Annotated in this window: 9 protein-coding genes; 7 read left to right on the top strand and 2 right to left on the bottom strand. The window is 62.4% G+C overall.

Features of this window, described 5'->3' with window-relative positions; all coding sequences use genetic code 11:
- Nucleotides 1–3 precede the first annotated feature (3 nt).
- Nucleotides 4–1,020 (bottom strand): tripartite tricarboxylate transporter substrate binding protein, encoded by a 1,017-nt coding sequence (locus tag HNO86_RS06250; RefSeq protein WP_175376141.1) that lies wholly within the window; start codon nucleotides 1,018–1,020, stop codon nucleotides 4–6.
- A 486-nt stretch (nucleotides 1,021–1,506) separates the two neighbouring features.
- Between HNO86_RS06250 and HNO86_RS06245 the strand changes: the two genes are divergently transcribed.
- The 5 genes from HNO86_RS06245 (at nucleotide 1,507) to araD1 (ending at nucleotide 7,399) form a co-directional block, all read left to right on the top strand.
- Nucleotides 1,507–2,847: an MFS transporter gene (locus tag HNO86_RS06245; RefSeq protein ID WP_256672552.1), complete on the top strand. Its 1,341-nt coding sequence runs from the start codon at nucleotides 1,507–1,509 to the stop codon at nucleotides 2,845–2,847.
- Nucleotides 2,840–3,811 carry an amidohydrolase gene (locus HNO86_RS06240; RefSeq protein ID WP_175376140.1) on the top strand — a complete coding sequence of 324 codons (972 nt, stop codon included), beginning with the start codon at nucleotides 2,840–2,842 and terminating at the stop codon, nucleotides 3,809–3,811. Before HNO86_RS06245 ends, HNO86_RS06240 begins: the two co-directional genes overlap by 8 nt.
- Nucleotides 3,808–4,812, top strand: a complete 1,005-nt coding sequence (locus HNO86_RS06235) for a 4-hydroxythreonine-4-phosphate dehydrogenase PdxA (protein WP_175376139.1) — start codon at nucleotides 3,808–3,810, stop codon at nucleotides 4,810–4,812. The genes HNO86_RS06240 and HNO86_RS06235 overlap by 4 nt, the downstream gene beginning before the upstream one ends.
- A 363-nt stretch (nucleotides 4,813–5,175) precedes the next feature.
- Nucleotides 5,176–6,351 carry an L-rhamnonate dehydratase gene (locus tag HNO86_RS06230; protein WP_175376138.1) on the top strand — a complete coding sequence of 392 codons (1,176 nt, stop codon included), beginning with the start codon at nucleotides 5,176–5,178 and terminating at the stop codon, nucleotides 6,349–6,351.
- Between the two features lie 52 nt (nucleotides 6,352–6,403).
- Nucleotides 6,404–7,399, top strand: coding sequence for an AraD1 family protein (araD1, locus tag HNO86_RS06225; RefSeq protein ID WP_175376137.1), 996 nt, complete (start codon nucleotides 6,404–6,406; stop codon nucleotides 7,397–7,399).
- A 121-nt stretch (nucleotides 7,400–7,520) separates the two neighbouring features.
- Here the strand turns inward: araD1 and HNO86_RS06220 are convergent, their stop codons facing one another.
- A complete protein-coding gene (locus HNO86_RS06220) occupies nucleotides 7,521–8,408 on the bottom strand; it encodes an EamA family transporter (RefSeq protein WP_175376136.1) in 888 nt (295 codons plus the stop codon).
- A gap of 157 nt (nucleotides 8,409–8,565) precedes the next feature.
- Here HNO86_RS06220 and aceK point away from each other — a divergent pair, with 157 nt between their 5' ends.
- Nucleotides 8,566–10,284, top strand: a complete 1,719-nt coding sequence (aceK, locus tag HNO86_RS06215) for a bifunctional isocitrate dehydrogenase kinase/phosphatase (protein ID WP_175376135.1) — start codon at nucleotides 8,566–8,568, stop codon at nucleotides 10,282–10,284.
- A gap of 91 nt (nucleotides 10,285–10,375) precedes the next feature.
- Nucleotides 10,376–14,287 carry an ATP-dependent RNA helicase HrpA gene (gene hrpA / locus HNO86_RS06210; RefSeq protein WP_175376134.1) on the top strand — a complete coding sequence of 1,304 codons (3,912 nt, stop codon included), beginning with the start codon at nucleotides 10,376–10,378 and terminating at the stop codon, nucleotides 14,285–14,287.
- The last annotated feature ends 164 nt before the right edge of the window (nucleotides 14,288–14,451 follow it).

Genomic DNA, 14,451 nt, shown 5'->3' with positions numbered 1-14,451 from the left:
ACTTTAGTTTTTCAGCCAGCCGGCTTCCTTGAACACCGGCGTGACGCGGGCGGTGTCATGTTCGATGTAGGCGGTCAGCGGCTCGCCTTCCAGGAAGGTCGGCACCAAGGCGTTCTGCTTGACGTAGGCCTTGAACTCCGGCGTCTCGGTGACCTTGCGCATCAGCTCGACGTAGAACGCGCGCTGCTCGGCACTGACTTCGCCGGGCATGAACACGGTGCGCGGGAAACGGTACTGGTCGATGCCCAGGCCCTGTTCGTGGCAGGTCGGTACGTCGGCCCAGGCTTTGTCGCCGGCGACTTTTTCGGTGTAGGTCATGCGCTCTTTACTGAACACGCACAGCGGTTCGACCTGATCACCACGCCATTGGCTGATGCTTTCGCTGGGGTTGTTGACGTTGGCGGCGATGTGTTTGCCGGCCAGTTGCGTGGCGGCCTCGCTGCCGCTCTTGAAGGGGATGTACACCAGTTTGCTGTTGTTGGTCTGGTTGAGCAGCAGGGTCAGGGTCTGGTCGACGTCCTTGGACTGGCTGCCGCCCATGCGCAGGTTCGACGGATCGGCCTTGACCGCGTCATAGAAGCCCTTGGCGTCTTTCCACGGCGCGCCCTTGTAGCTCCAGAGAATGAAGTCATCCTCGGCCACGGCGGCAATCGGGGTCAGTTCCTGCCATTGGTAACCCAGCTTGGACACCAGCGGCAGCAGGTAGATGTTGTTGGTGCCGATCACCAGTTTCTCGGCATCGCCCTTGTTCATCTTCATGTCGAGAAAGGCTTCGGCGCCGTTGCCACCGCCCTTGTTCAGGACGATGGTGTTCACATCGAGCAGCTTGTGGGTGGTGATGATCGACTGGATCAGGCGTCCGAGCTGGTCGGTACCGCCACCAGGACCGCCGGCGACGACGATTTCGACGTTCTTGTCCGGCTGCCAGGCAGCCTGGGCGAGTGCGGGAAGGGCGCCTGCGGTGAGCAGGGTGCAGCCGAGAAACAGACGGGAAGTGCGACGGACGAATGCATTTCGCATGATGGAAGAGCCTCGTTTTTGTAGTTGTTATGAGTGACTTGTCTGCGCGGTGAAGCCGCAAGCCTGGGCCGAGTGTGGGAACGTCGCGCCGCCGCGTCTAGTCAAAACAATACATACGCCGATAGCCTGGGGTTATAGCTGTGCTATCTGGAGGCTCAACGTACAGACCTGTAGCAGCTGGCGAAGCCTGCGTCCGACTGCGCAGCAGTCGCAAAACCTGTGTCCGCGGTCGATCTGAAACACCGCGTTGGCGATTTCACGACTGCTTCGCAGCCGGACGCAGGCTTCGCCAGCGGCTACAGGGAGCGGTGTTCTGGAAACAAGTGGAAACAGTGCTGAAAGCTCATTGAAAGGGGCGTGTGCCATAACTCGAGGCTATCGCCTTATTTCCAGGTTTGATTAGACGGTTATCGCTGAGCCTTCGATAGTGCTCGCCAGGGCCGCGATAAGCGGCATCTCACAAAAATAATAAAAGAGGTACGCACCATGGCTCGTCCCAGTGCTTCCCTGCAGTTGACCGGCGCCGAGGCTCCGTCCGCTGCCGCTGCAATCGCGCAGCCCACCGCCGCGAAGGCCAGCAATGTGCGCTGGCGGATCTTCGCGATCATCTTTGCGCTGACCATGGTCAACCTGATCGATCGGGTGTCGCTGTCCATCGCCATGCCGACCATCGCCAACGAGTTTTCCCTGTCACCGAGCATGCAAGGGCTGATTCTCAGCAGCTTTTTCTGGGCCTATGCGCTGTTGCAGATTCCTGGCGGCTGGCTGATCGATCGCTTCGGCCCGCATCGGGTGATCGGCTGGTCCACCGGCTTGTGGGGCACCTTCCAGGTACTGGCGGCGTTTGCCACCGGCGGCCTGTCATTGCTGTTTGCCCGCGTAGCACTGGGGGCGTCGGAGGCGCCATTGTTCCCCTCCGGCGGCAAGCTGATTTCCCTGTGGCTGGCGCCCAGCGAGCGCAGTCGCGGGGCAGTGCTGATGGACAGCGGCAGCCCGTTGGGCGTGGCGCTTGGCGGTCTGATCATCGCCTATCTGATTGTCGCGCTGGATTCCTGGCGTCTGGCGTTCGTGATTGCCGGTGTCGCGACCCTGGCGCTGGCCTGGCTGGCGTGGCGTTATCTGCGCGACGACCCCAATACCCATCCACAGGTCAATGCGCTGGAGCTGGAAAAGATCAACGCCGGGCGCGCCACGCCGGCTGCCGAAGCCGCCCGTGCGCCGGTCAAGGGCCTGGGCATCGCCATGCGCTCCCTGAGCGGACTGCTGATCGGTCGGGCCAGTTGGGCGATGGTGTATTTCGGTCTGTTGACCTGGGGCCCGAGTTATCTGTCCCAGGCTCGCGGCTTTGACATCAAGGGCATTGGCGCGGCGACCTTCGTGATTTTCATCTGCGGCGCCCTGGGTTCGCTGACCGGTGGTTTCCTCTGCGATGGCCTGATCCGCAAGGGCGTGCGGCGCGGGGTGGCGGTCAAGAGCCTGCTGGCGTTCTCCGGCGTGGTGGCCCTCGGCGCCTTCCTGCTGTTGCCGACCCTGAGCAATCCCTACGCCGCCGTGGCCCTCTTGGCGTTGACCGCGTTCTTCCTGATGTGGGGCAGTCTCTACTGGAGCTTCCCTTCATTGCTGGCGGCTCCGGCGCGGGTCGGGCTGATCGGCGGCGTGATGAACATGGCCGGCAGCACCGGCGGTATCGCGGTGCCGATCCTGGTGGGTGTGATTCTGCAAATGAGCGGTGGCTTCGCGCCGGTGCTCGGGTTCTTCGCGGTGTGTTCGGCGGTGTTCGTGCTCGCCACCCTGTTCATCAGCCTGGATGAGGTGCGTCATGGCTGAGTCGTCCTCAAGAAGCCTTTGGAGAGGCCCGATCATCGACGCCCATCATCATTTCTGGGACCCGACGATCAACCACCATCCGTGGCTCGCGCCCGAGGCGAATATCCCGTTTCGCTACGGTGATTACAGTGCGATCAAGCGTCGTTATTTTCCCGACGATTATTTCGCCGATGCCGGTCCCCACAACGTCGTGCAAACGGTGTACATCGAGACCGAATGGGACCCGCAGGATCCGATTGGCGAGACCCGTTTCATCGAACAACTGGCCGCCCGCTACGGCGTGCCGAACGCGATCGTCGCGCAAGCCTGGCTCGATCATCCGGACGCCATCGCGGTGCTCACCGAGCAGGCGGGTTTCAAGTGCGTGCGCAGCGTGCGGCACAAACCCGGTGGCCCGACCACGCCGGCCGAGGTGGGCCATGTGCGCAGCCTGATGAGCAATGAGCATTGGCGCCGCAGCTATGCCGCGCTGCAAGGGTTGGGGCTACATTTCGACTTGCAGACGCCCTGGTGGAACCTGCACGAAGCCGAGCGCCTGGCCCGGGACTTTCCCGGTACCACGCTGATCCTCAACCACGCCGGTCTGCCCAGCGATCGCAGCGCCGAAGGCCTGGCCGGCTGGCGCCTGGCGATGTCGCGCCTGGCCGAGTGGCCGAACGTGCAGGTGAAGATTTCCGGCCTGGGACAGGCGGGCAGGGCATGGCGCGCCATCGACAACGCCTGGATCGTGCGCGAGGTGATCGCCATGTTCGGCACCGCCCGGGTGATGTTCGCCAGCAACTTCCCGGTGGACAGCCTGTGCGGCTCGTTCGATGACATCTACAGCGGTTTCAAATCCATCGTCGCCGATCTGCCCGTGGCCGATCAGGAGCGACTGTTCTACAGCAACGCGCAGCGCATCTATCGCTGCGAGCCTTGCGCCATTGACCGGGCGCAGCCTGAACCCTTGAGGAGTGAAGCATGAAAAAAACTACCATCGCGATGGTCCTGGGCGACCCGGCGGGCATCGGCCCGGAACTGATCGCCCGGCTGCTCGCCGAGGCTGAAGTACGCAGCAAGGCCCAGGTGATCCTGATCGCCGATGAAACGGAAATGCGTCGCGGCATGGACATCGCCGGGGTGCAGTTTCCCTATCGCCAGGTGGATTCGCTTGAGCAGTTGTCGTTCGTCGATGACACGCCGCTGTTCTACGATTTTCGCGGTGATGCGGTCGGTGATTTCCCGCGCAGCGAAGCCAGTGTGATTGGCGGTCGCTACAGCCTCGACACCCTGGAAAAAGCCCTGCGCCTGACCGAGGCGGGGATCACCGATGCGGTGCTGTTCGGCCCGCTGAACAAGACGTCGCTGCACATGGCCGGCATGGCTCACAACGACGAGTTGCACTGGTTTGCCGAGTTGCTGGATTTCCATGGACCGTTCTGTGAGTTCAACGTGCTGGACAACCTTTGGACTTCCCGGGTGACGTCCCACGTCGCTCTGTCCGAAGTCCCGGGCATGCTGAGTGAGCAGCGGGTGGTGGAGGCGATTGAGCTGATCGACACCGCGCTCAAGCGCAGCGGCCTGGAGAAACCGCGGATTGGCGTCTGCGGTTTGAACCCGCACAACGGCGACAACGGTTCGTTCGGCCGGGAAGAAATCGACATCATCGGCCCGGCCGTTCGCACGGCTCAGGCGCAGGGCATTGCCGCCGAAGGACCGTACCCGGGCGACACGATTTTCCTCAAGGTCCAGGGCGATGCCAGCGCCTTCGACGCGGTGGTGACCATGTATCACGACCAGGGGCAGATCGCGATCAAGCTGATGGGCTTCTCCCGTGGCGTCACGGTGCAGGGCGGCCTGCCCATCCCGATCACCACCCCGGCCCACGGCACCGCCTTCGACATCGCGGGCCAAGGCAAGGCCAACGTCGGCGCCACCCGCCAGGCCTTCGAAATCGCCTGTCGGATGGGGGCCAGCCGGCACTGACCCAAATCTCCCAAACACCATAAATCTTTGTGGGAGCGGGCTTGCTCGCGAATGCGGTCTGTCAGTCGACATCTTCGTTGCCTGACACGACCTCTTCGCGAGCAAGCCCGCTCCCACAATGTTTTTCAGGTCTGGCCAACATCAATTCCTCCCACTTTTTTTTGCCAAAGCAGCTGATAACCCAATTCAGGCAATAACCGCTTTTCGATATCACCCCAGGTTATCGCCGGATACGCATAAGTGATTATCCGCCGTCCCCGGGCGCTGGCTAAAGTCGCTCCATCGAATGCCGGAAGCCGCCAACCAGGCGGGCCGCGCACACGACTCAACAATTACAAGAAGCGCCAGCAAGGAACTGTATTCATGAAAATCAAAGCGATCCGTACCCGCGTATTCGAGTGGAAAGGCAAAGTCGTTCCCCCTCAGGCGCACTTCTGCACCAACGCCAGCGACATCCTGTTCGAACGCGGCGACGCCATGGGCTCGTTCCGTTTCCACGGCTGGCTGGTGGTGGAAGTCGAAACCGACACGGGCCTGGTCGGCATCGGTAACTGCGCCCTGGCGCCGCGTGTGGCCAAGGAAATCATCGACACCTACCTGGCACCGATCGCCATCGGCGAAGATCCGTTCGACAACGAATACATCTGGCAGAAAATGTACCGCCAGAGCCACGCCTGGGGCCGCAAGGGCATCGGCATGGCCGCGATCTCGGCGATCGACATCGCGATCTGGGACATCATGGGCAAAGCGGTCAACAAGCCGGTGTTCAAGCTGCTGGGCGGGCGCACCAAGGAAAAGATCTGGACCTACGCCTCCAAGCTCTACGCCAACGACAACCTCGACCTGTTCCTCGAAGAAGCCCAGGGCTACCTGAACCAGGGTTTCACCGCGCTGAAAATGCGCTTCGGTTACGGCCCGAAAGACGGCCCGGCGGGCATGCGCCGCAACATCGAACAAGTGCGCGCTTTGCGTGAACTGGCAGGTCCCGATGTGGACATCATGCTCGAGTGCTACATGGGCTGGACCCTGGAGTACGCCCGCCGCATGTTGCCGAAACTGGCGGAATTCGAACCGCGCTGGCTGGAAGAACCGGTGATCGCCGATGACATCGAGGGTTACATCGAGCTGAAGAAAATGGGGATCATGCCGATCTCCGGCGGCGAGCACGAATTCACCTCCTACGGCTTCAAGGACCTGCTGGAACGCCGCGCCGTCGACGTGATCCAGTACGACACCAACCGTGTCGGCGGCATCACCGCCGCGCGCAAGATCAACGCCATGGCCGAAGCCTGGTCGGTGCCGGTCATTCCTCACGCCGGGCAGATGCACAACTACCACCTGACCATGTCCACCACCGCCTCACCGATGGCCGAGTTCTTCCCGGTGTTCGACGTCGAAGTCGGCAACGAGCTCTTCTACTACGTGTTCAAGGGCGAACCGCAGCCGGTCAACGGGTACATCCAGCTCGACGATCACAAGCCGGGTCTGGGCCTGGAAATCTCCGATGAGTTCCTGAGCGAATTCAACATCATCGAGTGATCTTGAAGCGCCGCTCCCGGGCGGCGCCATCCACGACTTTGCGGAGGCCGACATGCGCCTGATTCAATTTGAAAACAGTAACGGCGATCGCCAGGTGGGCGTGGTCGATGGTTCACAGGTCCAGGTGTTGAAAGACACTCGCAGCACCCGAGAACTGGCACTCGCGGCGATCCGTGCCGGGCGCAGCCTGGCGGAAGAAACCATTCTGCGTGGCAGCGAAACGAGCCTGGATTATGCGCAGTTGCTGCATGAACACCGCGTACTGCCGCCGCTGGACCACGAAGACCCAGCGCACTGCCTGATCAGCGGCACCGGCCTGACCCACCTGGGCAGCGCTTCGACGCGGGACAAGATGCACCAGCAGGACGGCGCGGTCGAAGCCGGCATGACCGATACCATGCGCATGTTCAAGTGGGGCCTGGAAGGCGGCAAGCCGGCGGACGGGCAGGTCGGTGCGCAACCGGAGTGGTTCTACAAGGGCGACGGCAGCATCGTCGTGCGTCCTGGCGCGGACTTCCCGGTGCCGCCGTTTGCAGAGGACGCGGGTGAAGAGCCGGAGCTGACCGGGCTCTATGTCATTGGCCATGACGGCCTGCCGTATCGCCTGGGTTATGCCCTGGGCAACGAGTTCTCCGACCACGTCATGGAGCGGCGCAACTACCTGTACCTGGCCCATTCGAAACTGCGCAGTTGCTCCTATGGCCCGGAATTGCGGGTCGGCGAATTGCCTCGGCACCTGGTCGGCACCAGCCGCATCAAGCGTGATGGCCAGACCCTCTGGGAAAAGGAATTTCTCAGCGGCGAGGACAACATGTGCCACAGCCTCGCGAACCTGGAGTTCCATCACTTCAAGTACGCACAGTTCCTGCGTCCCGGCGATGTTCACGTGCATTACTTCGGTACGGCCACGCTGTCGTTTGCCGACGGGGTGAAGACCCAGCCGGGGGACCGTTTCCAGATCAGTCTGGAGGAATTTGGTGCGCCGTTGGTCAATGGCATTGGTGAAAGTGAGCAGCCGTTGCCTATCGGTGAGGTGCGTGCGCTGTAAGGCTTTAACCGGCGTAAAGCGCTTCGCGGGCAAGCCTCGCTCCTACAGGGTTGGTGGTCGTTCTTACCCATCCTGTAGGAGCGAGGCTTGACCGCGAAGGCGTCATCAACATCACCGCAAATTACCGGGTCGCCGTGGGCTTCAACACCAACCACAACGCCACCGCAATCAACACCCCGCCATAAACATGCGCCATCGACAGCGGCTCATCCAGAAACATCGCCCCCCACAACACCCCGAACGGCGGGATCGCGAAGGTCACGGTGGATGACTTCACCGGCCCGATCGCAGTGAGCAGGCGGAAGTAAATGATGTAGGCAAAGGCCGTGCACACAAGGCCCAACCCCAAAAGCGACAGCCAGACATTCCAGCCGCCCCAGCTCGACGGAGGCTGACTGATCGCGCTGTAGCCGAACAGCGGCAGCAGGAACAACGTGGCTCCCAGCATGCTGCCCAGCGCCGACAGGCGACTGTCGAGTCCACCGGCCTGATCCAGCCAGCGCCGCGCGAGGAACCCGGCAAAGCCGTAGCAGGTGGTCGCCAGCAGACAGGCGAGGGCGCCCATCAGCAGTTCCATATCAAAGGCCACGGGACCGGCGCGGGTCAGGACGCCGACACCCAGCAACCCCAGGAACACCCCGCCGAGCCTGGCAACGGTGAGCCGTTCATGGAAGAACAGACCGCCAATGAGCACCCCCATCAAAGGCGTCGTGGCGTTGAAGATCGCCGAGTAACCGGCGGGCAGCACCTGCGCGGCCACCGAGTAAAGCGTCGCAGGCAGGCCGGAGTTGATCACCCCCAGCAGCATCACGGTTTTGAGCTTGCCCTTGAAATCCCATCGCACCCGCATCAGCCCCAGGATCACCAGCAAACCGGCGGCCGCGATGGACACCCGGAAAAACGCAGTGGGGATCGTGCCAATCTCCGGGGCGATGATGCGCATGAACAGGAAACTCGCACCCCAGATGGCCGCCAGCGACAGTAATCGGAAAAGATCGATGGGGTTCACGGTGCGCTCCTGGCTTGATCGGGACGAGAGTGTTGCCGAGCGCCTGATCGATGGCAACCGCAAATCAGGCATTTAATTCGGGCCGAAAATTACACTTCTCCTGCACCCGCTTCACTGGCTAAGCTCAAGGCTTTCGAATTCCCGCAGAGGTCTCACCATGCCGCAGAATTGGCCAGCCGCCGACATCGCCCGTCTGATCCTCGACGGCTTCGACGATTACCGCGAGCATTTTCGCCGCATCACCGACGGTGCGCGGGCCCGGTTCGAGCAGGCGCTGTGGCAGGAGACGCAATCGGCCTCGGCGGCGCGGATCAACCTGTATGAAGAGAAGGTCGGCGAAACGGTCGGGCGACTGCGCATCGCGTTCGACGACGATACCCTGGACGTCAGTTGCTGGCCGCTGGTCAAAAGCGCCTACATCAAGCTCATCGACCTGCGTTTCGACGATGAGCTGTCGGAGACCTGGTACAACTCGATTTTCTGCGGTCTGTTCAGCCACGACCTGATCAGCGACGGCTGCATGTTCATCCATACCACCCGGCCGAGCCTGCGTCGGGCCCGCGCCGCGCAAACCCGTACCTACAAGCCCCAGGGGCAGCTGTCGGGCATGCTCGCCAGCATCTTTGCCGATTATCGCTTCAGCGAGGAATACGCCGATCTGCCCGGCGACCTGCGCCGTCTTGAGGCGCAACTGCGCGAGAACCTGCCGGACTGGGTGTGCAAGGATCCGGAGCTGAGCGTCGAGCTGTTTTCCTCGGTGCTGTACCGCAACAAGGGCGCCTACCTGGTGGGGCGCATCTACACCGCCGACGAGCAGTGGCCGCTGGCGATTCCGCTGTTGCACCTGGAAGGTCGCGGCATCCAGATCGATGCGCTGATCACCGACGAAGCCGACGTGTCGATCATCTTCTCCTTCACTCGTTCGTACTTCATGGTGGATGTGCCGGTGCCGGCGGAGTTCATCGGTTTTCTCAAGCGCATCCTGCCGGGCAAGCACATCGCCGAGCTGTACACCTCGATCGGTTTCTACAAGCACGGCAAGTCGGAGTTCTACCGGGCGCTGATCAATCACCTGGCCAACACCGACGACCAGTTCATCATGGCCCCCGGTGTGCGCGGCATGGTGATGAGCGTGTTCACCCTGCCGGGGTTCAACACCGTGTTCAAAATCATCAAGGACCGGTTCTCGCCGTCGAAAAACGTCGATCGCGCCACGGTGATCGAAAAGTACCGGCTGGTGAAAAGCGTCGACCGTGTCGGGCGCATGGCCGATACCCAGGAGTTCGCCGACTTCCGTTTCCCGCTGGATAAATTCGACCCGGCGTGCCTGGAAGAACTGCTGGAAGTCGCGCCGTCCACGGTGTCGGTGGAAGGCGACACGGTGCTGATCCGCCACTGCTGGACCGAACGGCGGATGACGCCGTTGAACCTGTACCTGGAAAACGCCAACGAAGCGCAGGTCCGCGAAGCGCTGGATGATTACGGCCTGGCGATCAAGCAACTGGCGGCAGCGAACATCTTTCCCGGCGATATGCTGCTGAAAAACTTCGGCGTCACCCGTCACGGCCGGGTGGTGTTCTACGATTACGACGAAATCTGCTTTCTCACCGAAGCCAACTTCCGCCACATCCCGCCGCCGCGCACTCCCGAAGACGAAATGGCATCCGAACCCTGGTATTCGATCGGGCCGCTGGACGTGTTCCCCGAAGAGTTTCCGCCGTTTCTGTTTGCCGATTCCGGGCAGCGCAAGCTGTTCGACCGCATGCATGGCGAGCTGTACAACGCCGATTACTGGAAGGGTTTGCAGGAGGCGATTCGGGCGGGGAAGGTGATCGATGTGTTTCCGTATCGGAGAAAGGCAGCGGCAAGCGACTAGCTGCAAGCCCGCTTGAGACTTGGAGCTTGAGGCTTTTAGCTGCTCATCTGTTACCCTTGCAGCTTTTAGCTTACAGCTTGCCGCTGCTTCTATGACCGACGAATCGCCCTCCATCGACAAACTGCTGAAAAACCTCGATCACGCCATGCTCGCCGACCGTCACCGGCTGCGGCGGCAGTTGCTTGAGCTGCGCAAGAAACCCGACGAGGCCAAGCTGGCCCAGTGGGTGACGCGCCTGCAGGCGTCCTGCGATCAGGTGCTGGCGCGCCGCGCCAGCGTGCCGGTGATTCGTTACGACGACAGTCTGCCGATTGCCGCCAAGCGCGACGAAATCAAGAAGGCCCTGGAAAAACACCAGGTGCTGATCATCGCCGGCGAAACCGGCTCGGGTAAAACCACTCAGCTGCCGAAAATCTGCCTGGAAATCGGTCGCGGCCAGCAGGGCCTGATCGGTCACACCCAGCCGCGGCGAATCGCGGCGCGCAGCGTCGCCAGCCGGGTTGCCGAGGAACTGGGCACGCCCTTGGGCGCGTTGGTCGGCTATCAGGTGCGCTTCGAGGATCAGAGCGACGCCAATACCCTGATCAAGCTGATGACCGACGGCATCCTGCTGGCGGAAACCCAGAACGACCGTTTCCTTGAGCGCTACGACACGATCATCGTCGACGAAGCCCACGAACGCAGCCTCAACATCGACTTCCTGCTCGGTTACCTGAAAACCCTGCTGCCGCGCCGCCCGGACCTGAAGGTCATCATCACCTCGGCGACCATCGACCTGGAGCGCTTCTCCAAGCACTTCGATGACGCGCCGATTGTCGAAGTTTCCGGCCGCACGTTCCCGGTGGAAACCTGGTATCGCCCGCTGACCCTGGAACAGGACGAAGAGGGCAACCGTGTCGAGGACGACCTGACCGTCGATCAGGCGATTCTCGCCACCCTCGACGAAATCGCCGCCTATGAGCGCAGCGAGCGCCGCAGTCCGGGCGACGTGCTGGTGTTCCTGCCCGGCGAGCGGGAAATCCGCGACGCTGCAGACATGCTGCGCAAGGCCCAACTCAAACACACCGAAATCCTGCCGTTGTACGCGCGCCTGTCGCCGGCCGAGCAGCAGCGGATTTTCCAGTCGCATCCGGGGCGTCGCGTGGTGCTGGCGACCAACGTCGCGGAAACCTCGCTGACCGTGCCGGGCATCCGCTACGTGATCGACAGCGGCACCGCGCGCATCAGTCGCTACAGCTACCGCGCCAAGGTCCAGCGCCTGCCCATCGAAGCGGTTTCCCAGGCCAGCGCCAACCAGCGCAAGGGCCGTTGCGGACGGGTAGAACCGGGCATTTGCGTGCGGCTGTACAGCGAAGAAGACTTCCTCGCGCGCCCGGAATTTACCGATCCGGAAATCCTGCGTACCAACCTCGCTGCGGTGATCCTGCAGATGCTGCACCTGCGCCTCGGCGAAATCACCGCGTTCCCGTTTATCGAGCCGCCGGATGGCAAGGCCATCAGCGACGGTTTCAACCTGCTGCAAGAGCTCTCGGCGGTGGATCGCAACAGCCAGCTGACGCCGCTCGGTCGACAGCTTGCGCGCTTGCCGGTGGACCCGCGCATGGGCCGCATGCTGCTGGAAGCGGCCAAGCTCGGCAGCTTGCAGGAAGTGCTGATCGTCGCCAGTGCCATGTCGATCCAGGACCCGCGCGACCGTCCGCCGGAGCGTCAACAGGCGGCGGACCAGGCCCACGCACAGTGGAAAGACGCCGACTCGGACTTCGCCGCGCTGGTCAATCTGTGGCGCGGCTTCGAGGAGCAGCGCCAGGCGCTGACCGCCAATCCGTTGCGCAACTGGTGCCGCAAGAACTTCCTCAATTACCTGCGCCTGCGCGAGTGGCGTGATTCCCACCGTCAGTTGAGCCTGATCTGTCGCGATCTGCAGTTGAGCCTCAATAAAGAGCCTGCGGATTATCCGAAACTGCACAAGGCGGTGCTGGTGGGGCTGCTCAGCCAGATCGGTCAGAAAACCGAAGACGGCGATTACCTGGGCGCCCGTCAGCGGCGCTTCTGGATTCACCCGTCGTCGGGCATCGGCAAGAAGCGCCCGCAATGGCTGATGACCGCCGAACTGGTGGAAACCACCAAGCTCTATGCGCGGATGGTGGCCAAGATCGACGCCGACTGGATCGAGCCGCTGGCCGGGCACCTGATCAAGAAAAACCACTTCGAACCCCATTGGGAGAAGAAACGCGGCCAGGTGGTGGCCTATGAACAGATCACGCTGTTCGGGCTGATCGTGGTCGGTCGCCGCCCGGTGCATTTCGGCCCGGTGGACCCTGTGGTGTCCCGCGAGATGTTCATCCGCGAGGGGCTGGTGAGAGGCGAGATTCAGTCCAAGGCCAAGTGCCTGGCCGCCAATGCGCGGTTGCTGGAACAGCTCGACGAGCTGGAAGCCAAGGCCCGTCGGCGTGACATCCTCGCCGACGAAGAAACCCTGTACGCCTTCTACGATGCGCGGTTGCCGGCGGAGATCCACCAGACCGCGACCTTCGACAGCTGGTATCGGGTCAACAGCCAGAAGAACCCGCAACTGCTGATCATGCGCGAAGAAGACGTGCTGGCCCGCGAGGCCAGCGAAGTCACCGCCATGCAATACCCGGATACCCTGCACATCGGTGATCTGGAATTGGCCCTGAGCTACCACTTCGAGCCCAATCATCCGCGCGATGGCGTGACCCTGCGGGTGCCGGCGCCATTGCTGCCGATGCTGCCGCCAGAGCGCCTGGAATGGCTGGTGCCGGGGGTGATCGAGTCCAAGTGCATTGCCCTGGTGCGCAACCTGCCCAAGGCCCTGCGCAAGAACTTCGTGCCGGTGCCGGACTTCGTCAAGGCCGCCTTGCAGCGCATGACCTTCGCCGAGGGCTCGCTGCCCCAGGCGCTGGGCCGCGAACTGTTGCGCATGACCGGCGCGCGGGTCAGCGATGAAGCCTGGGTGGAAGCGGCGCAGCAGATGGAAAGCCATCTGCGCATGAACCTGGAAATCGTCGACGGCCAGGGCAAGTTCCTCGGCGAAGGTCGTGACCTTGCCGAGCTGACCGCACGTTTCGCCGAAGCCAGCCAGGCGGCATTGGCGGTGCCACAGACCGCGAAGAGCCAGCAGCCGGTGGAGCCGAAGGTGTTTGCCGCGGTGGCGCAGAAAACCCAGCAGAAGATCGCCGGGCTGTCGATGACGGTCTATCCGGCGCTGGTGGAAGAGGCGGGCACGGTCAAGGAAGGGCGTTTCTCGACGCCGGCCGAGGCCGAGTTCCAGCATCGCCGCGCCTTGCAGCGTTTGCTGCTGCAGCAACTGGCGGAGCCGGCGAAGTTCCTGCGCGGCAAGTTGCCGGGCCTGACCGAACTGGGCCTGCTGTACCGCGACATGGGGCGTGTGGATGCGCTGGTGGAGGACATTCTGCTGGCCAGCCTCGACAGCTGCATTCTCGACGGCGAAGACCCGTTGCCTCGGGATGGCGCGGGGCTGGCATCGCTGGCCGAACGCAAGCGCGGCGCCTGGACCGAACACGCCGAGCGGGTGGCGAAGCTGACCCTGGAAATCCTCAAGCTCTGGCACGGCCTGCAAAAGCGCTTCAAGGGCAAGATCGATCTGGCGCAAGCCGTAGCCCTGAACGACATCAAGCTGCAACTCAGCCAACTAGTGTATCCGGGGTTTGTCCGGGAAACGCCGATGCACTGGCTCAAGGAGCTGCCGCGTTACCTCAAGGCCATCGAACAGCGTTTCGAAAAGCTCGGCGCCCAGTTGCAGAAGGATCGGGTCTGGAGTGGCGAATTGGCCAATCTCTGGACCCAATACCAGGCCCGCGCCAGCAAACACGCCCAGGAAGGCAAGCGCGATCCGCAGCTGGAGCTGTACCGCTGGTGGCTGGAGGAGTACCGGGTCTCGCTGTTTGCCCAGCAGTTGGGGACCAAGGTGCCGATCTCCGACAAGCGCTTGAGCAAGCAGTGGAGCCAGGTCGAACCATAGACCCAAGGCTTACGCAATAACCTGTGGGAGCGGGCTTGCCCGCGAAAGCGGTGTGTCAGTCAACATAGATGTTGAATTTGATGGCCCCTTCGCGGGCAAGCCCGCTCCCACAGGGATATCGGCGCTCTCGCAAAAGGCGCCAAAAGCTAACGTTTATGGCAAAC

Origin of the sequence: Pseudomonas sp. C1C7 (genome assembly GCF_013359595.1) — a bacterium.
In the GTDB taxonomy this organism is placed as follows: domain Bacteria; phylum Pseudomonadota; class Gammaproteobacteria; order Pseudomonadales; family Pseudomonadaceae; genus Aquipseudomonas.
This window is presented reverse-complemented; position numbering and strand designations above follow the sequence as displayed.